Origin of the sequence: Synechococcus sp. OH2 (assembly GCF_047462155.1) — a bacterium.
Classification (GTDB): domain Bacteria; phylum Cyanobacteriota; class Cyanobacteriia; order Thermostichales; family Thermostichaceae; genus Thermostichus.
Genome location: NZ_JANSIR010000115.1, coordinates 13,893 through 32,825, shown reverse-complemented (window position 1 = coordinate 32,825; position 18,933 = coordinate 13,893). Strand labels below are relative to the sequence as shown.

General features: G+C 60.8%; 15 protein-coding genes, 1 tRNA gene and 1 riboswitch. Of the genes, 7 read left to right on the top strand and 9 right to left on the bottom strand.

Annotated elements, in window-relative coordinates; genetic code table 11:
- Both NW835_RS12260 and NW835_RS12255 read left to right on the top strand, forming a co-directional pair.
- On the top strand, positions 1-308 hold a 308-nt coding region (locus NW835_RS12260; protein WP_414415433.1), incomplete at its 5' end, for a cell division protein FtsX.
- A gap of 108 nt (positions 309-416) precedes the next feature.
- On the top strand, positions 417-656 hold the full coding sequence (locus NW835_RS12255; RefSeq protein ID WP_011429075.1) for a DNA-directed RNA polymerase subunit omega: 240 nt from the start codon (positions 417-419) through the stop codon (positions 654-656).
- 36 nt (positions 657-692) lie between these two features.
- On the opposite strand, the gene NW835_RS12250 is transcribed toward NW835_RS12255, so the two are convergent.
- From NW835_RS12250 to coaBC, 4 genes are all read right to left on the bottom strand, one after another.
- Positions 693-2,411, bottom strand: coding sequence for a mechanosensitive ion channel family protein (locus NW835_RS12250; protein WP_414415432.1), 1,719 nt, complete (start codon positions 2,409-2,411; stop codon positions 693-695).
- Between the two features lie 186 nt (positions 2,412-2,597).
- Entirely contained in the window at positions 2,598-3,716 is a 1,119-nt protein-coding gene (cax, locus tag NW835_RS12245; RefSeq protein ID WP_414364089.1) for a calcium/proton exchanger, read from the bottom strand.
- Positions 3,717-3,974: 258 nt separating this feature from the next.
- Positions 3,975-4,745, bottom strand: coding sequence for a hypothetical protein (locus NW835_RS12240; protein ID WP_414364075.1), 771 nt, complete (start codon positions 4,743-4,745; stop codon positions 3,975-3,977).
- A 67-nt stretch (positions 4,746-4,812) separates the two neighbouring features.
- A complete protein-coding gene (gene coaBC, locus NW835_RS12235; protein WP_414364088.1) occupies positions 4,813-6,036 on the bottom strand; it encodes a bifunctional phosphopantothenoylcysteine decarboxylase/phosphopantothenate--cysteine ligase CoaBC in 1,224 nt (407 codons plus the stop codon).
- Positions 6,037-6,395: 359 nt separating this feature from the next.
- On the opposite strand from coaBC, the gene NW835_RS12230 reads away from it, so the two are divergent.
- From NW835_RS12230 to NW835_RS12220, 3 genes are all read left to right on the top strand, one after another.
- The gene (locus tag NW835_RS12230) at positions 6,396-6,764 is read left to right on the top strand and encodes an AbrB family transcriptional regulator (protein WP_011429082.1); all 369 of its coding nucleotides are present in this window, start codon (positions 6,396-6,398) and stop codon (positions 6,762-6,764) included.
- 250 nt (positions 6,765-7,014) lie between these two features.
- Complete coding sequence (locus NW835_RS12225; protein WP_414415431.1) at positions 7,015-7,788, top strand: Ig-like domain-containing protein; 774 nt, start codon at positions 7,015-7,017, stop codon at positions 7,786-7,788.
- A 10-nt stretch (positions 7,789-7,798) separates the two neighbouring features.
- Complete coding sequence (locus tag NW835_RS12220; protein WP_414415430.1) at positions 7,799-9,514, top strand: helicase HerA domain-containing protein; 1,716 nt, start codon at positions 7,799-7,801, stop codon at positions 9,512-9,514.
- Here NW835_RS12220 and NW835_RS12215 read toward each other — a convergent pair.
- From NW835_RS12215 to NW835_RS12200, 4 genes are all read right to left on the bottom strand, one after another.
- Entirely contained in the window at positions 9,484-10,728 is a 1,245-nt protein-coding gene (locus NW835_RS12215) for an FAD-dependent hydroxylase (RefSeq protein WP_414415429.1), read from the bottom strand. The two genes, NW835_RS12220 and NW835_RS12215, sit on opposite strands and share 31 nt — an antisense overlap.
- A gap of 6 nt (positions 10,729-10,734) precedes the next feature.
- A complete protein-coding gene (locus NW835_RS12210) occupies positions 10,735-11,724 on the bottom strand; it encodes a methyltransferase domain-containing protein (RefSeq protein WP_414415428.1) in 990 nt (329 codons plus the stop codon).
- A gap of 220 nt (positions 11,725-11,944) precedes the next feature.
- Positions 11,945-14,188 carry a 5-methyltetrahydropteroyltriglutamate--homocysteine S-methyltransferase gene (metE, locus tag NW835_RS12205; RefSeq protein WP_414415427.1) on the bottom strand — a complete coding sequence of 748 codons (2,244 nt, stop codon included), beginning with the start codon at positions 14,186-14,188 and terminating at the stop codon, positions 11,945-11,947.
- A 428-nt stretch (positions 14,189-14,616) separates the two neighbouring features.
- Positions 14,617-14,822: riboswitch (cobalamin riboswitch) on the bottom strand.
- Between the two features lie 38 nt (positions 14,823-14,860).
- Positions 14,861-14,934 (bottom strand) — tRNA-Arg (locus NW835_RS12200).
- A gap of 286 nt (positions 14,935-15,220) precedes the next feature.
- Between NW835_RS12200 and NW835_RS12195 the strand changes: the two genes are divergently transcribed.
- Together NW835_RS12195 and NW835_RS12190 are read left to right on the top strand one after the other, a co-directional pair.
- Positions 15,221-16,543 carry a dihydroorotase gene (locus NW835_RS12195; RefSeq protein WP_414377490.1) on the top strand — a complete coding sequence of 441 codons (1,323 nt, stop codon included), beginning with the start codon at positions 15,221-15,223 and terminating at the stop codon, positions 16,541-16,543.
- 377 nt (positions 16,544-16,920) lie between these two features.
- Positions 16,921-17,322, top strand: coding sequence for a SaoD/DsrE family protein (locus tag NW835_RS12190; RefSeq protein ID WP_414415426.1), 402 nt, complete (start codon positions 16,921-16,923; stop codon positions 17,320-17,322).
- A 5-nt stretch (positions 17,323-17,327) separates the two neighbouring features.
- Here NW835_RS12190 and NW835_RS12185 read toward each other — a convergent pair.
- Positions 17,328-18,933: AAA family ATPase (locus NW835_RS12185; protein WP_414415425.1), on the bottom strand; the 1,606-nt coding region annotated here is incomplete at its 5' end.

The window sequence follows — 18,933 nt, the reverse complement described above, 5'->3', positions numbered from 1 at the left end:
GGGAGATTGAGGTGATGCAACTGGTGGGGGCGACGGCGACCTGGATTTACTTGCCCTTTATTTTGCAGGGCTGCCTGTTCGGGGTAGTCAGCGCGCTAGGAGCTTGGGGCTTGGTTCTGGGATCCCGACAGTTGCTGCAGGAGGCGCTGGATCGGTTGATTGCGCTGCCCTTCCTCAAGGTAGTGCAGGCCGATCCCGGCCAGGGAGAGTTTTGGTTTCTGCTGCTGCTGTTGCTGGGGATGGGGGTTTTTCTGGGCACCAGCAGCAGCTTGATTGCGGTGCGCAAGTCGGTGGGACGTTGGTTTTGATTGGGGATCCCTCACCCTGGGCTAGGCTGATGCCCTTATGAGCTGCCGAGAGGTTTGCTAGGATAAAAGGTCACTTGGTAACAAAACCGACAAGGCAGGACTCCGACAATGACCTTGCGCAACCCTCACTTGGGCATCGACAACGACGAGCTGATGCGTCGGGTAGAGGCGTTAATTAACGCTTCCAAAAACCGCTATCGCATCACGGTGCAGGTGGCCAATCGGGCCAAGCGTCGCCGCTACGATGATCCCAACGATGTGGAAGAGGGCTGGATGAAGCCCATTCGCCGCGCCATCATCGAGATGTCGGATGAACTGACCGAGCCGGAAATCATCGGCGACGAGTAGCTTTGGCCCTGTCGCAACTGCAGGCCGGCTGGGCGGCTAAGGGCGATGAAGACCCTCGGCAGGAACCTGGTCTGTGAGGTCTTCTGGGTCAGGATCTCTTTCCCGTGGACGGGCCTCGAGCCGCGACTCCATCAGGCGCAGCAGGCGGTGGGTCTCCTCTGGGCTGAGGCCCTGGATGCGCATCTCCAAGGGGCTGTGGAACCAGAGGGTTTGCTGCGGAAACGGAATCCGGATCCCGGCTTGGTCGAAGGCATGCTTGAGGCGACGGCGATATTCCCGCGCCACCCGCCACTGCTGTAGGGGCTGCACTTTGATCCAGATGCGCAGGGTGATCCCCCGCTCCCCCAGGTCATCGACGCCGTGCATCTCCGGGGGCTCGAGGATTTTGTCCCGCCAAGCCGGCTCCCGGTACATCTGGAGCGCCACCTGCTCGGTGATGCGGATCGCCTGTTCCAGGTCGTTTTCGTAGGCGATCACGATCCCCAAATCCACCCGCGACCAGCCGTTGGAGAGGTTCTCCACCACCCGAATGGCGCTGTTGGGAATGGAGATCAGGCTGCCTTCGGTGTTGCGCAACTGGGTTAGCCGCAGATCCATGTGTTCCACCAGGCCGCTCCGCCCGTCTACCACGATCACATCTCCTTCGGCAAATTGGTCTTCCAGCAAAATCAACAGCCCGTTGATCACGTCTTTGATCAAATCCTGGGCAGCCAGGGAAATCCCCAGCCCGATGAAGCCCAGGCTGGCCACCAAAGGGCCGATATTCACCCCCACTGAGGCCAAGCCGACCAGGGATCCCAGCAAAACCAGCGCGGTGGCTGTCACTCCTTTGGAGACACTGGCAAAGGTGCTGAGGCGTTTGCTGAGGCGATAGGTGGGGGCATTTTGCCACTGCTCTTGGCGCAAGGCGGCGAAGAGGCCGTCCAGCAGCAGGCTGCTCAGCCAAACACTGCCATAAGTCGCCAGGCCCACCCCTGCCAAGCGCAGCAGAGGGCCGCGCAGCGAGACCAGGAGAAACGTTTGCAAGGGGCGTGTTTGGGGGAAAAGGCCCAAACTCACCCCAACGCCGCCCGTCCACAGGCCAACCTGCACCAGGCGCAGCAGACGAATTTGCAGCTCCAAATAGGATGCCTGCCGTTTGCGCCCTGCCTGTTGTTCAACCAAGACGGGATCCGCGCCCGGCTCCCCCTGGAGGCGCTCCTGCACCTCTGCTTGGATGGCCTGGTACTCCGCCTGCAGGGCATCGCGTTTTTGCTGCAGCCGTCCTCGTTCTCGCTGACAAAGCCGGCTCAGGCTCCCCGCTGCTGCCAGAATGGCGAGGGCTAGCAGGGCTTGGCGGCGCAAAAATTGAGGCTGCCGTTCCCGCTGCCAGGTGCGCAGGGCCTCCTCGACAATGCCCGCCACCTGTTCAGCCCAATCCATCGGCTGGCTGCCCTGAAGCTGAGCGTCCAGAGAGGTGATGGTCATCAAATGTCGCCCATTCACCCGGATCACCGGCTGGTTGGTTTGGCTGTCGAGGACGACCTCCACCTGCAACGTTTCTGGGTCGAAGCCCGACTGGGCCAACTGGCGCAGGGTTTGTTCGATGGAGCGGGCCCGCTGCGACACCGGCGGCACGCTGCCGGGATCCCCCTGCGGTGCGGCGACCAAAAACAGCCGCCGTCCATCCAGCGTCACGGCCTCCGTTTGGATGGAGGCGGTGGGCAGGCTGAGCGCCTGCCGCAGCTCTTCCAGAGCATGTAAGGGGTTGAGCAAAGGCCGGTTGGAGACGGTGCCGTTGTTTTGAGAAGTTTCCTGACCCCATGCCGGCTCGATGGCCGGGGATAGGGCGAGGGACGTGCCGAAAAGGAGCGGCCAAAGCAGGGATCCCGCTGTTCTCCGCCTCGATCTACTTGAAGCTTGCAGATTGTGCGGCATGAGCCGATGCTGAAGTTCTTCCCATCAATCTAAGAAGAAGAAAGCAATGCCGAGAATGGCATAGGTGGCCAAGAGCAACAGCCCCTCCAGCCAGTTGGAGCGGCCGTCGCTGCTGACGGAGTTGACCAGCAACACCGAGACGGCGATCGCCACCAGCTCCACTGTGCCGAAGTTAAAGTTCATCGGCTGGCCCAGCAGGTCGCCGGCCAGCACCAGCAGGGGCGCCACGAACAGGGCAATTTGCATCGTCGAGCCCAGAGATACTGAAAAGGAGAGATCCATCTTGTCTTTCATGGCCACCGTGATTGCCGTCGCATGTTCGGCTGCATTGCCGATGATCGGCAACAAGATCACCCCCATAAACAGCGGTGTCATGTGCAAGCGTTCTAGGGCAGCCTCCAAGGTGTCCACCAGCAACTCCGACTCAAGAGCCACCAATACCGTCAGCCCCAAAAGGGCCAACACCCAAGGCCATAGCCCAGGCTGCTCGGGCGGGGCCGTCAACACCTGGGGAATGGATCCTTCTGCCTGCAAAACTGGATTGGGAGCAAGGCGGGCAGCGGCTTCATGTTCTGCCGCTTCTGCCTCGTGAATGGTGTAAAGGTAGCTGTGGGTTTTGAGGGAGAACAGCAAAGTGAGGCCATAAACCCCGATCAGCACCAAGGCCACCGCCGTGGAGAGCTCTTGGATGGAGATCGCCCCCAAGTTGGCGTCGGCATAGGTCACCACGCTGGGCAAGATCAGGGCCACCACCGCCAGGTTCATCACCGAGGCGTTCATGCGGGCCACCTCGGGCCGAAAGCTTTGCTCGCGAAACTTGATGCCGCCCAAAAACATGGCCAGCCCGGCCACCAGCAGCAGGTTGCTGATGATCGAGCCGGTGATCGAGGCTTTCACCACCTCCACCAGCCCTGCCCGCAGCGCCACCAGGCCAATGATTAGCTCGGTGGCGTTGCCAAAGGTGGCGTTGATCAGCCCCCCGATGGTCGGCCCGGTCAAGGCAGCGATTTCCTCCGTGGCCTGACCGATAAACTTGGCCAAGGCCACCACTGCCAAAGCGGCACAGAGGAAGACCCAATTGGGATCCCAGCCTCGGAAGTGCCCCACCCAAGATAGAGGAACTCCCGCCAGCAGCAGGAACATCAGGCCGTTCAAACCTCTCTGCCAACCTGCTGCAGAGCGATCCGGAGAACCCAGAGAATTTGCATCGGCCAGGGTCATAGTTCCAGGGAAGTAGAGGCTGATAGAGAGTTTCCGAAGTGTGGCGGCGGCTGCAGCCGTCTGACTGTGGGGAAAGAAGGCTCTGCCCAAGACAAGAGCCGCCTTTAGGTCGATGGACAGAGCAGGCGGCCCTCCAAAGCAGTCTAGCTGCTGCCAGGGAGGCTTGGGTAGGTGCTGCCATTAGAGGGAGATGACTCGATGGCGCTGCAGCAGGCGGAGGATCTCAGCTTCCAGTTGATCCAGCAGGCGCTGCGGATCGCCGATTTTCAAAAAGCTGCTGCCCTCCACCCCGAAGGGGAAGGATCCCTCGATGCCGTCCCGGGGCAGTTGCACCAGCAGCAGTTGCTCGGGGCGCTTCGCTTGCAGGGCATAGCCCAACTCCAGACAGACCTGGGGACTGGGCAAGGGGCGCCCTCGGCCATTCACCTGCACCGGGGTGACATCGGCCACCACCAGCAGCGCATGCTTGAGCTTGCGAATCAGCGCTGCGTCGATTAGAGGTGTCTCGCTGTCAGCGGGCGGGGATCCCTGCAGTTGCAGCGGCAGAACCGGCTGGTGATGGCGGTTAATGGTCTCCACCACCGCCTGCAACGCTTGGTGCAGCGTGGCGCTGGAGTCGGGATAATCCGCTTGGCCGCAGAAGTAGATGGCCGGCTCCGTCATGTTCAGGGTGGCCCGCTTGTTGAAGTAGATCTCGCGGCTGATCAGATCGAGGTTGGAGATGCTATAGGCACCGCTGCCCTCGATGTAAAACTCCACCAGCTCCCCTTCCAAGTAGCGTTGCCACCAGACAGAGGCCTTCACCTGCTCCACATCGTCGAGGAAATCGGCTCGCATCGCCGTTTTCAGCAGGCCAGTACGGCTTAGGCGCAAGTCAGGGGCTCGCTGTTGAACTTGGGAGGCAGACAATACCGAATCCAAATACCAGGCTTTCAAAACGATGATCGCCATCGGATCCCTCTGCGCTTAGCCTCAAAGGTACCTGATTTTGGCCGGGAGCGTTATCGCGGTATGGAAGTCAGCCCAGGTGCAGGGCCAGATCCAGCAGCCGGTGAGCCAGGGCCGCTTTGGTGGTCAACGGGAGCAGTTCCGGGCTGCCCTGCCGCGGGATCCAGTAGCCTTGGTTGTGGCTGCTGCCAAAGCCACTGTCCGGTTGGTCGATGGGGTTAGCCACAATGGCATCCAGCCCTTTCTGCTGCAGCTTCTCCTTGGCCGGGGGGAGGGGATCCCCACTTTGGGCGGCAAAGCCGATGAGGCGCTGGCCAGCACGTCTGTGGCGGGCCAAAGCTGCCACCAGGTCAGGGACGGGTTCTAAGGGCAGCATCTGGGGCAGTTCGCCTTTTGGCAGCTTCCCCGCGTAAACCTGGGCGGGGCGCACATCCCCCACAGCGGCAGCCATCCACAAGAGATCGGCCTGGGGAAATTCCGCCTGCAAAACTCTCTCCAGTTGGGCTGCCGTCTCCACCGGCACGGCCCGAATGGCGAAGGGTGCTGGATCAAAGGAGATCCCCAGCGGCCCATGCACCAGCGTGACGTTGGCCCCCCGGCAGGCCGCTGCCACTGCCAGCGCCACCCCCATCCGCCCACTGGCCGGGTTGCCGATAAAGCGCACCGCGTCGATGGGCTCGCGGGTGCCTCCTGCCGTCACCAATAGCCGCTTACCCTGCCAGTCTTTTTTTCCCCCTGTCCAGAGCAGAGCCCGCACATACTCCTGCAGCGCCTCTGGCTCCAACATACGCCCTTCCCCCACCGCATCACAGGCCAGGCGGCCACTGGCAGTGGGCAAGGCCCAAAAGCGGGGATCCCGCTGCAGCCGCTGCCAATTCTCGGCCACTGCTTCAGCCTTCCACATGTGAGTATTCATGGCCGGTGCCAGGGCCACCGGACAGTGGCAAGCCAAAACCACATTGGTGAGCAAATTGTCCGCCAGCCCCTGGGCCACCTTGCCCAAGGTGTTGGCCGATAAGGGGGCAATGAGACAAGCTTCGGCCCATTCCCCCAGCTCGATGTGCAGCGGTCGTCCCCGCGTGGCTTGCCAAAACTCGGCATCGGTAAAAGCTGGCTGGCGAGACACGGTGGCAAATGTCAGCGGGGAGATAAACTGTTCTGCAGCTTTCGTCAAAACCACCCTCACCTCTGCCCCCTGCTGGGCCAGAGCAGATACCAAAGCCGCCGTTTTGTAGGCAGCAATTCCCCCACTCACCCCAACCAGCAGACGCCGCCCCGACCAAAAGGGATCCATACCAGAGAACACTCAAACAGCCTTGTTTCCAGTTTCCCTGCTTTTGCCTCCTACCAGTGACCCAACAGGAATCCCTCGCCCAAAGGTGCTAGCGCTCCGGCTGCAAAGCCCGCTGAGAACAGCACTTACGAGCCTATGGCTTGCCTGGGGAGAACCCCTCTTTGCGAAAGTCCGACCTCGACTCTACAGGTTCTGTTCCGCAGAGGGAATTCACTACCGCTGTTTTGCGCACTCGCCTCTTCAGATCCCATTCCGGTTGCCGAACTTATCCCCTCTAATAAGAAAGAGTTGAAGGCAACTCTATTGCAATCGCTATTTGTTTTTGGCTACACTAACTGTTGTCCTTGAACCATCTTGATATGACTACGACCGGTAAACCAAAACCACTCACTGGCCAAGAGCTCCTCGACAAGGTAACTTCGATGGGAAATGCGGATCGCAAGGAAAAAGCTCGCGCCTGTGGCTACGTCACCTATACCAAGAATGGTCAGGAGCGAGTGAATCTGATGCAGTTCAACAACGCCTTGCTGAAGGCAGTCGGTGTGGATCTCGATGCTAGTGATGAGAACGGTTCCCGCGGTCGGGCTCCGACTTACCGCGTTTCGGTTCACAAGAATGGCAACCTCCTCATCGGAGCTGCCTACACCAAGAAGATGGGCCTCAAGCCCGGGGATCAGTTCGAGATCAAGTTGGGCCACCACAACATCAAGCTAGAGCGCATCGACTGATTTCCTGTCGCCTGCCTTGTCGAGGTTCTCTCTGCTGATAACAGCGTTTCAGCTTGGGTAAAGCCCTCGATGGTTAGGGAAGGGCGAGATGCTTCTTTCCCTCCATCGTCATACTGCTTTTAGGCAGACAAGGGATCCTCGTATTCGTTGAGGATCCCTAGCTGTTTGTATCAATAGGTATCAATTGATGGCTAAAGCACAGAGGGCTTCGTTATTCTGACAAAAGTTAAAGTTCATGAGGGCGGCGGCAATGTACACTTCAACTGCACAGAACCTGGCTCGCCGCTGGCAAACTTGGGCGGGGCTGTTGTTGTTGGCAGCAATGTTCTTTATCAGCGGGTCTCATCCGTGGGTTTGGTCCCAGTCGAATGCGTCTTTACAGTGGGTCTCTTCTCAACCTGCCCCTGAACAGCAGGATGTTTTGATAGATGGAGTCATTCGGCTGCAATTCGATCGGCCGCTGGATCCCAATCTACAACGGCTGGCGGTTCAGTTGGAGCCGCCGGCAGCGGTCATTTTCGACGTGCAGGGAGACGAGTTGTTGCTTAAGCCTCGAGATCCCTTGCGCTTCAGCACCGACTACACCCTTACGATTGCCCCCCAAGAGGGGCTGTCGCTGGAGCAGGCTATCCAACTGCGCTTTCGCACCGAGCCGCAGTTTACCTACGAGCGGGACATCAAACCGCTGCTGGAGGCCAGTTGTGTCGGCTGTCACCAGCCGGCGGGGCGACAGCGCACCCAGTTGCTGGATAGCTACGAGGCGGTTCTGGCCTACGTCAAGCCAGGGGATCCCAAGAGCGAGTTGATCGATCCCCGCTGGACGCGCCGCCACGCCACCATTCTCAACGCCAACAATCCCAACCGCTCTCAGGCCCGCGGCGGATCCCCGGAGATCGCCTACATCCAGGCCCGCGGGCTGCCCCTCTCCCGTCTGGGCTTTTGGACGCCGGAGGAGGTGGAGATCGTCCGCACCTGGATCGTGCAGGATGGCGCCCCCCGCACCAGCGCCCGTGCCCAGAACTAGTCTCACCGCCATGACCGCTTCCCAACCTTTGGCCACGGTGATTCAGGGATCCCTGAGTCGGGGCTTGGAAGCTCGCCTCAACCCTGGCGTTTCGGTAGAAGACCTGCGGGTGGGCAAGTTTGTGGTCATTCAAGGGGAGCGCCACCGCTTCTTTGGCCTGCTCACCGACGTTACGTTAGCAACCAGCAACCCCCAGATCCTGGTCAACCCCCCCCGCCCGGAAGAGACCCTGCTGCAGGAGGTGCTGGCGGGTACCGGCACCTACGGGGTTATTGCCCTCACGCCGATGCTCATGTTGGTGCCGCGGCAGACGGAAGGGGAAAGGCTGTACCCCCTCATTGATCCCAACCGGCCAGAAGATGGCGGCCCAGCCCTTCCTGGTGCTGAGGCGATGGAGCTGCTGCCGGTGAAAACAGTGCCGGCCCACTTTTCCCAGGTGTACGAAGCGCGGGAGCTGGACTTTCGCACCGTCTTTGGCTGGGAAGACGACCCCACTCGGCGCAACTTTGCCATTGGTCAGCCCCTGGACATGGCGGTGCCCATTTGTCTGGATTTGGATCGCTGGGTGGAGCGCAGCAACGGGATTTTCGGCAAGTCCGGCACTGGTAAGTCCTTCTTGGCCCGCCTGATCCTGGCGGGCATCATCCGCAAGCGGGCGGCAGTGAACCTGGTTTTCGATATGCACTCTGAATACGGCTGGGAGGCAGTCAGCGAGGATAGGCAGGCCACTACCGTCAAGGGGCTGCGGCAGCTCTTCCCCGGCCAGGTGCAAATTTATACCTTGGATCCTGATTCCACCCAGCGGCGAGGGGTGCGGGATGCCCGTGAACTCTTCATTGCCTACAACCAGATCGAGGTGGAAGATCTGGCCCTGTTGGCGGAGGAGCTCAACCTCTCCGAGGCCAGCCTAGAAAACGCCATTATCCTGCGCAACGAGTTTGGCCGCGACTGGATTAGCCGGCTCTTGAGCCTCTCCAACGCCGAGATCCAAGAGTTTTGCGAACAGAGGATGGGCAACAAGGCCTCCATCCTAGCCCTGCAGCGCAAGCTGACCCGCCTCGACGACCTCAGGTACATCCGCAACAGTCTGCCCCGCAACTACATCGGCGAGATCCTGGAGGCCCTTAGCCGCGGCATTCACGTGGTGATCGAGTTTGGAGCCCAGTCCAACCTGCTTTCCTACATGCTGGCAGCCAACGTGATCACCCGCCGCATCCACCAGGCCTATGTGCAGCAGACAGAGCGGTACCTGCAGTCCAAAAATCCCCTCGACCGGCCCCGGCAACTGTGCATCACCATCGAGGAAGCGCACCGCTTTCTGGATCCGCGGGCAGCCAAGCAGACCATTTTCGGCACTATTGCCCGCGAGATGCGCAAGTACTTTGTGACACTGCTGGTGGTGGATCAGCGCCCTTCCAGTATCGACAGCGAGGTGATGTCGCAGTTGGGCACCCGCATCACGGCCCTCCTCAACGACGAGCAGGATATCGACGCTGTCTTTACTGGGGTAGCGGGCAGCCAGAACTTGAAAACGGTGCTGGCCAAGTTGGATTCGAAACAGCAGGCTCTGGTTCTCGGCCATGCCGTACCTATGCCGGTGGTGGTGCAAACCCGACCCTACGACGAAAAGTTCTACGCCCAGATCGCCGATCCCGACTGGTCACAGGCCGAGGATGCGGAGGTGTTTCGGGCGGCTCAGAAGGCCAAGGAGGAGCTGGGGCTGTAGGGAGAGCTTCCCCAGAGGCCAGTCATCAAGCGCAGCAAAAAGCGCCGCAGCGGCGGGAAGAGGATCATTCCTTGCAAAACCAAGCGCCGCAAGACCACTAGGGGCCAGTAGGAGTTGGAGAAGGTGCGGGTCAGTAGATCCGTAAAGAGCAGCACCAGCCAGTTTTCCCAGCGGCGCCGGCGGCCGTAGCGGCACAGGACTTTGACATCTCCCAAATCCTCGTGCCGTCTGTAAGCCTCCAGCAGCACCTGGGCCAAGGCGGCGGCATCGCGGATACCGAGGTTTAGCCCTTGGCCCGCCACTGGATGGCAGTGGTGAGCTGCATCCCCCACCAATGCCAGGCGGTGCTGATAGTAGCGGCGGCTCTGCCGCAGGCGAGCCGGGAAGAGCTGGGGGGAGTTCAACAAAGTAAGGCCGCCGCCCTGAGGGCCATAGTAGCGCTGCATCTCGGCCAAGAAGTCAGCCTGGGGGAGCGCCAGGGTAGCCTTGGCCTGCTCATGGGGCAGGATCCAGACCACCTGGCAGCGATTGCCGGGCAGGGGCAGGATGGCAAAGGGCCCAGCAGGCCAGAAGCGTTCGTAGGCGATGTTTTGGTGATCTTGGGCAGGGGCCACTAGGGCGGTGATGCAGGACTGCCAGTAGTCCCAGCCGTCGCTAGGGATCCCTGCCCCCTGGCGCACCTGGGAGCGCAGGCCGTCGGCAGCCACCACCAGAGCGGCGGCCAGCCGGCGCCAGCCTTGGGTTGTTTCCAGCTCCACCTCAGCCGCGGCCTTTCCATAGATGACCCTCTCCACCCTGGCTTCGTAGTAGCAGGTGATCTGGGGATCGGCGGCTACCCGCTCCTGGAGCACCTGCTGCAGCCAGCCATGTTCACCACAGTAGAAAACTGCCGTTTCCCCCACATCCTCCGGCCTAAACGTCACCTGCTGGGGAGCGTTGGCGTCGGTCAGGATCACCTGGGCAAAGGGCGTGATGTGGGAAGCCAGCGCCTCCCACACTCCGATGGCCCGAAAGATGCGGATCGAGAGCGGCGAAAGGGCATAGGCCAAGGGGCGCTGCCTGACTGCCTCAGCCGACTGGGCCTCAATGAGGGCCAAGCGCAGGCCGGATCCCTGCAGGGCACAAGCTAGGGTTAAGCCCGCAATGCCGCCGCCAACGATGATCACGTCGTAGAGGGCGTCCAGGGTATCCGGAGGGGGAGCAAGGATCGTCATTGTCTCCTATTGGGTGCTGTGGCCAACTACTTCTGGGGAGGCGGAGTTTGCCGGCGTGGCGGCCCGCACCGCCCGGAACATGCCAAAGCGGCAGAGGCCGGTGCCGAAGGCCAGGCGCATGAGCAAGAAGGTGGGCACCTCCCGCAGCGACTTAATCAAGCCTACCAAGCCAAACTTCAGCAAGCCCTCGGGACGGACAATGCCCTGCCAGATGGAATCCAGCCAAGAAGGAAGGGTTTCTTGCGTCCAGTCGGCGGTTTCCACCTGCCCTTCCACCAGCCCGGTGGCTTGCAACTGTTCGGCAAACCCCTCGATGCTGGAAAAAGCGGGGTGCGACCACTGATCCAACAACTGCCGCATCACCAGCCGCTCCCAAAAGTTGAGGGGCTTTTGACGGTCGTCCCGCTGGTTCCAGTCCGCCACCACCAAGATGCCTCCCGGCTTGAGCACCCGCAGCATCTCGCTGGCGTAGCGGGCCTTGTCCGGCATGTGGGGCCCCGCTTCGATAGACCAGACCACATCAAAGCTGGCGTCGGGAAAGGGCAGGTTGAGGGCATCGGCCACCTGAAACCGGACGGGCAGATCGGGGGGGGTGAGCTCTTGGGCCCGCTGCACCTGCTGTGGGCTAATGGTGATGCCGGTTACGACAAAGCCGTAGTCGCGGGCCAAGAGGCGACAACTACCGCCGATGCCGCAACCTACATCCAGCACCGTCGTCCCCGGCGGCAGCCGATCCAGCCCGCCCCAGCGCACCATCTCGTGGACAAAGTCGTACTTGGCTTGGATGAAGTTCTTCCGCCGCGGCGGGGATCCGTAGTGGCCGAGGTGAATGTGCTCGCCCCAGTAGAACTCCAGGATCCCATCGCGGGTCCACTCGTCGTAGGCGCGGGCTACCGATTCAGGAGATCGGTACTTGCGGGCGGTTAGCAGGTAGGCTGCCAGGCCCACGGCCAGCAGCAGGACTAGGCCCCAAAAAACCCAAAGTGTCGGATTCATCAGAATGATGTCAATATGGCTGGAGACGACGACGATTATCGTTCCTTCGGTGGCAAGGGGGCAAGCAAGGGATCCCTCCCTGGGTCTGTCGATCCAGCGGAGTGACGAGACAATTCCATCTTGCCCTATTGGCCAGCCGCTAGGCGGGCTGGGGCTGTCGTAGCCCCAAATGGTTGGTTGCCGGCGGAGGGAGCGTTGGCCTGAGGGATCTTGCCGGGGGCTAGGTGGCCTGGAGCTCCTCCCTTAGGCGCTGAGTGGCTGCCACCATGTTCCTCAGGGCAGGGATCACCTCCTCCCAGCGGCGGGTTTTTAGGCCGCAGTCGGGGTTGACCCAGGTTTGTTCTAGCGGCAAGTGGGCCACTCCCAGGCGCAGTTGCTGGAGAATCTGCTCGGTGTCGGGCACCGCCGGGCTGTGGACGTCGTAAACGCCGTTGCCCACCTGGTGGCGATAGCCCGCTTGGGCGATCTGCAGCAAGGTTTTGTTGCTGCTGCGGCTGTTTTCGATCGAGAGAACGTCGGCGTCCAGCCGCTCGATGTGCTCGATGATGTCCCCGAACTCCGAGTAGCACATGTGAGTGTGGATCTGGGTTTCGGGCTTGGCGCCAGCGGTAGCCAGTCGGAAGGCCTCCACCGCCCAGCTTAAGTACTCCGGCCAGCGCTCTTTTTTCAAGGGTAGACCCTCCCGTAGCGCTGGCTCGTCCACCTGTACCATTACGGCTCCGGCAGCTTCTAAGTCGGCCACCTCTGCCCGCAGGGCCAAGGCAATTTGCAAGGCTTGCTCGCGGCGGGAAAGGTCAACGCGGGGGAAGGACCAGTTGAGCATGGTTACCGGCCCGGTGAGCATCCCCTTAACCGGCTTTTGGGTTAGAGATTGGGCCACCTTAAACTCCCGCACCGTCATGGGGCAAGGGCGAGACACATCGCCGTAGAGAATGGGGGGACGCACGCAGCGGCTGCCATAGCTCTGCACCCAGCCGTGCTCGGTAAAGGCAAAGCCCTGCAGTTGCTGGGCAAAGTATTCCACCATATCGGTGCGCTCGAACTCGCCATGCACCAGCACATCCAGGCCAATTTCTTCTTGAATGCGGATGCACCTGGCAATTTCGGCGTCGATAGCGGCCTCGTATTCGGCCTGGGAGATCTCGCCCTTTTTGTACTTGACCCGCCACTGCCGGACTTCAGGGGTTTGGGGAAAAGAACCGATGGTGGTAGTGGGCAGCGGTGGCAGCTTGACCTGCCGGCCTATACGCTGCTCGTAGGGAAGGGAGCGCTGGAAGTCCTGCGCCGTCAGGTTGGCCAAGGCCTGGCGCACCGCAAGGTTGGGGGGATTGAAGTCCTGGAAGGCCTGCCACTGCTGTTCCAGCTTGTTCTGCTGGGCAGCGGTGTCTTCGCCGTTGAGGGTGCGAGCGAGCAGAACCACTTCGGCCAGCTTCTGCTCGGCAAAGCTGAGAACATTCCGCAAAGGCTCTGGCAGGTGGGTTTCCAGAGCAGCGTCGTGGGGCACAAACTGGAGCGAGCAAGAAGGCTGCACCCGCAGGTTGGGGGCTAGGGCTTGCAGCTCTTGCAGAGTGGCCAGAACGGCCTTGGGCTGGATCTGCCAGACGTTGCGCCCGTCCACTACCCCCGCCCCTAGGATCTTATCGGCGGGGAAGCCGTGGGCTCTGACCAGTTCCAGGTTGTGGCCGCGGGTGAAGTCGAGGCTGAGGCCGGCTAGCGGCAGCTCCACCACCCAGGGGTAAGTCTCCCCCAAGTCGTCAAAGTAGGTAACCAAGTGGACAGGGATCCCCAACCGAGCCAGCCGGCGGTAGGTCTGCTCCACCGCTTCCCGGAGACTGTCGCCTTCGCTCGTCACCAAGATGGGCTCATGGACTTGCACTTCCCGGATTCCCAGTCGCTGCAGCTCCTGCAGCAGCTCCTCGTAGAGAGGAAGCAGCTTCTCCAGATCTCCCCGCAACTTGCCAGAGCGCTGGCTTAGAGCAAGAAGGGTAACCGGACTGAGGAGGACAGGGCTGGTGCGGTTTCCTAGGATCCCTTGCGCCCGCCGCACTGTGGCCAGGAAGTCATCGAAATGGGCCTGAGGGATCGCGTCGGCCTCAATTTCCGGCACCAGGTAGTGGTAGTTGGTGTCGAACCACTTGGTCATTTCCAAGGCGGGCAGGCCCTCCCGTCCCCGCGCCATGGCAAAGTAGCGCTCCAGGCCTGATAAGCTCTGAAACCGGGAGGGAATCAGCCCCAGCCAGGTGGCCCAGTCCAAAACATGGTCGTAGAGGGTTTGATCTCCTACTGCAATGTGGTCGATGCCAGCCTGAAGCTGTACCCCCCAGACCTGTGCCTCCAGCTCCTGGAGCGTTGCTGACAAGGCCTCCGCCTCCAGGGTGCCGCTCCAAAAGGCTTCCAGCGCTTTCTTCAGCTCGCGGCGCTTGCCCATGCGGGCATAGCCGAGGGTTTGGGTTTCGATGGCCATAAGGTACTGTCTCCTGAACTGAATTCGGTAAATGAGGTTGCCGCCAGTTGGCTTTGTACAGCCGGTTGTCATCCAACCTAGGCAGCAAGAAATGGCCGCCGACGTGCCTATCGGTGGGATCCCGGCAGAAGGTTTTCTCTAGGCCAGGAAACCTGCTGGAGCTGTCAAGGCGTTCCTCAACCTATCGGCTGGCCCACTCGGCACAGGAGGGTGCTTAGAGGACTCTTTTGCACAACCAAAGCAAGAAAACGTCCTCCAAGAGTTAGCCGCCCCTGAGCCAACTGCTTAGCTCTCTTGTCCGCGCTTTTGACTTAGTGCCTACGCTCCAAGAGCGTCGAAAATCCGTAAGCAGGCCGATGAAAAAACTTCGGGACGGGAACGGGCCAACGTCAAAATGGGAAGCATATCTGTACCTCGCAGATATGGTGAACTGGGGAAAAACCGCCGGCGGGCATTCTGACTTGCTCAGTTTTGGAGGGGCTGGCTTGCGTCGTCAAGGGCTTTTGCAACAACAACTAGGGATCCCCGATCCAAAACCAGCTCACAGCTGCGGGACAGCGGCAGATTCTCACTGCACTTTCCCCGTTGCCTCTGACGGCTGATCCCCGTCAGAACCGGCAGTAGACTACATCCTACCACCGGCTTGGAGGAGCTAGTAGCTACTCACTTAGACGGGACTGGGCGGATTTGAACCGCCGACCTAGCGCTTAGGAGGCGCTTGCTCTATCCATCTGAGCTACAGCCCCAGGCAAAGAGAGAATGGAGCAAGGGAAACTGGGCAACACCTACCGATCTTAGACCCCCCAACTTAGATTACCAGAAAGAGCCGTCTAGACCTTTGCCTGGGAGCCAGCCGCAGCCGTGGAGGGGATGTCAAGTCAAAGCCCTTTTGCGCTGTCGCGACAGCGCTGAGTCGGAAGTGAGGTGCCGGATTGGCGGCCAGTCTTCCAAGGTATTTTGATACTTCCAAGGTATTTTGATAAAGTACTCTGAATATTCTGGCTGGGAAATTAGCGTTGTCTCGGGGGCGCTTTGTCTGACAGTCTGCTGATCCGCAATGCGGAGCTATTGGTGCCGGAAGGGGATCCCTGGCTGGGAGATGTGCTGGTGCGGGAGGGGCGCATTGCCCAAATCGGCCAGAGTCTCTCGGCAGAAGGGGTGGCTAGGGTTATCGACGCGGAGGGCCATACCCTCATGCCGGGGGTGATCGACCCCCAGGTTCACTTTCGCGAGCCGGGCCGGGAGCACAAAGAAGACCTACAGACGGGATCCTGGGCCTGCGCTCGCGGTGGGGTAACCAGCTTTCTGGAGATGCCCAATACGGATCCGCTGACGATCGACCAGGCAACGCTGGATGACAAGTTGGCCCGGGCCGCCAGCAAGTGCGTGGTCAACTACGGCTTTTTCATCGGGGCCACCGCCGATAACCTCAAAGAGCTGCAAACGGTGCAAGGGGCTTGCGGCATCAAGATCTTCATGGGATCCATGCATGGCCCCTTGCTGGTGGATGACCAAGCGGCATTAGAGCGGATCTTTGCCGAGACGGATCCCAATTTTGTTATCGCCGTCCACGCTGAAGATCACTCGCGGATTCAAGCCCGGCGGGCCCTCTTTGCCGGACGTACAGATGTGGCGGTTCACTCCCTGATTCAGGATGAAGAGGCCGCGCTGATTGCCTCGCAACGGGCTTTGGACTTGGCCACCCGCTACCGCCACCGCCTGCACATTTTGCACCTCTCCACCGGCCTGGAGGTGGAGCTGCTGCGCCAGCACAAACCCGCCTGGGTTAGCGCCGAGGTCACCCCTCAGCACCTGCTGCTCAGCACCGCCGACTACGCCCGCCTGGGATCCCTCGTCCAGATGAACCCGCCGCTGCGGGATCCGGCTAACCTGAACCAGCTCTGGCAGGGGCTACACGACGGCATCCTTGATTGCATCGCCACCGACCATGCCCCCCACACCCTGGCCGAAAAGGCCCAGCCCTACCCCCACTCCCCCTCTGGCATGCCCGGTGTGGAGACGGCCTTGCCCCTGATGCTGACCGCAGCCCAGCAGGGCCGCTGTACCCTGCGCCAGGTGGTGCAGTGGATGTGCGAGGCGCCGGCCCGCCTCTACGGGATCCCCAACAAGGGGCGGCTGCAGGTGGGCTACGATGCCGATCTGGTATTGGTGGATCGCCACACGCCTCAGCCGGTGCGCCGGGAAGAGCTGCTCACCAAATGCGGCTGGAGCCCGTTTGAGGGCTGGGAGCTGGTGGGCTGGCCGCTGCTCACAATTGTGGGCGGGCAGATCGCCTTTCAAAACGGTCAGGTGGATCCCTCGGTGCGCGGCCAGGCACTAACCTTTCGGCGCTAGGGGGATCCCCTTCGAGGTTGCACCTTTCAAACCTTTCAAGATGGCGGTTGAACACTGAGCTGCTTCGGCTTCTCCCTGCCTAGGCAAGAGGAGCAGAGCTCCAGATCCCATCTCAGTTTATAGTCTTATAGTCATTTCAAATAGCAATGAAACGGTTCGTTACGTCGTTATTGCTACGCAACGCTGTCGCGAACGCGCCGCTCTAACTCCCCTCTCCCTCTGGGAGAGGGGCCGGGGGTGAGGGCTGGGAGAGGGGCTGGGGGCGAGGATAGTGGCGAGGAATGCTTGGGGAGTGTCTTACGCCCTTTGAGTAAGCTGTGCTACTTTGAAAGCGATAATCGATGATAATCAAGTTGGAAAACACCTAAGGAGCGGCCATGAAAGTTGCCTACGTCTTCATCACTCCTCGCGGCGGCACCTACAAGCTGGGCCAGATGATCCTGCCGCAGCTAGAAGCGGGGGTACACGGCGCGGAAGTGATGGGCATGTTCTTTTTTGACGACAACTGCTTTGTCTTGCGGCAGGGGGATCCCATTGGCGAGCGCCTGGCCAAGATTGCCGAAGCGCAAAAGATTTTGCTGATGATGTGTGACATGTGCGCCCTGGAGCGCAACCTGGCGGAAGGGGAACCCAAGTGGTGCGACTCAAAGGGCCAGGGGCGCAAGGAGCCAGGCTATTGCGTTCCCAAGAATGTGGTCAAAGGCGTACAGGTGGGCTGCTTTCCCGACCTCTACGCGGCCTTAAAAGACAACCCACCTGACCAGGTAATTAGCCTCTAACCAACTTAGCTGACGGCTACGGCAGCAGGTGGCTCTTGGCTGGGCTGAGAGCCAATCTTGCGGAAGACCAGCCGTTCGTTGGCCACATCCACCAGGATGCGGTCGCCGGGCAGGAACTCGTTTTCCAGCAGCTTGGTGGCAAGGGGGTTTTCGATCTCCCGCTGGATGACCCGCTTGAGGGGTCGGGCCCCAAACACGGGATCGTAGCCCAGCTCGGCCAGGTAGTCCTTGGCCTCTTCGGTGAGGACAATCTCAATCTGCTGATCCGCCAGCAACTGCTCCACCCGCCGCATCTGCAGGCTGACGATCTGGCGAATCTGCTCTTTGGTGAGGGCGTGGAAGATGATGAGTTCATCCACGCGGTTGAGGAACTCCGGCCGGAAGTGGTGCCGCAGCATGGCCAGCACCTGAGTTTTCATCTCCTCGTAGCGGCTCTCATCGCCCCCGATTTCCAGAATCAGCTCGCTGCCGATGTTGCTGGTCATGATGATGATGGTGTTCTTGAAGTCCACCGTCCGCCCCTGGGAGTCGGTGATGCGGCCATCGTCCAGCACCTGCAGCAGGATGTTGAAGACATCGGGGTGAGCTTTCTCCACCTCGTCAAAGAGCACCACCGAGTAGGGACGGCGCCGCACCGCTTCCGAGAGCTGCCCCCCTTCTTCGTAGCCCACATAGCCCGGCGGAGCCCCAATCAAGCGGGAGACAGAGTGCTTCTCCATGTACTCGGACATGTCGATGCGCACCATCGCTTCGGAGGTATCGAAGAGGAACTCCGCCAAGGCGCGAGCCAGCTCGGTCTTCCCGACGCCGGTGGGCCCCATGAACAGGAACGAGCCGATGGGTCGGTTGGGATCCTTGAGGCCGGCCCGGGCCCGCCGAATGGCAGCGGCTACGGCGGCTACCGCTTCGTCCTGGCCCACCACCCGCTGGTGCAAGTGGGCTTCCAGGCGCAGCAGCTTTTGCTTTTCCGACTCCATCAAGCTGGTGACCGGGATCCCGGTCCAGCGGGAGACGATCTCGGCAATGTCTTCGGGCGTCACCTGCTCCCGCAGCAAGGGCTCACCGTTGGCCTGCAGCTTGGCCAGGTGGGCCTCCTGCTCTTGGATCTGCCGCTCCAGCTCCATCAGCTTGCCGTATTTGAGCTCGGCAGCGCGGTTGAGGTCATATTTTTGTTCTGCCTGTTCAATCTGCAGCTTGACGGCATCCCGCTCAGCTTTGAGGCTTTGCAGCCGCTCGATGGCGTCTTTTTCCATCTGCCAACGGGCACTCAGCTCCCGCTGCCGCTCCATCAGGTTGGCCAGCTCCTGCTCAATTTTGCCCAGGCGCTCCTTGGAGGCGGGGTCGTCTTCCTTCTTAAGGGAGAGCTCCTCCATCTGCAGTTGCATGATGCGCCGGTCAATCTCGTCCAGCTCAACGGGCTTGGAGGTAATCTCCATCTTGAGCTTGGCTGCCGCTTCGTCCACCAGGTCGATGGCCTTGTCGGGCAAAAAGCGCTCGGAGATGTAGCGGTTGGAGAGAACGGCTGCCGCCACCAAGGCCGAGTCGCTGATCTTGACCCCGTGGTGCAGCTCGTAGCGCTCTTTGAGGCCGCGCAGGATGGAGATGGTGTCT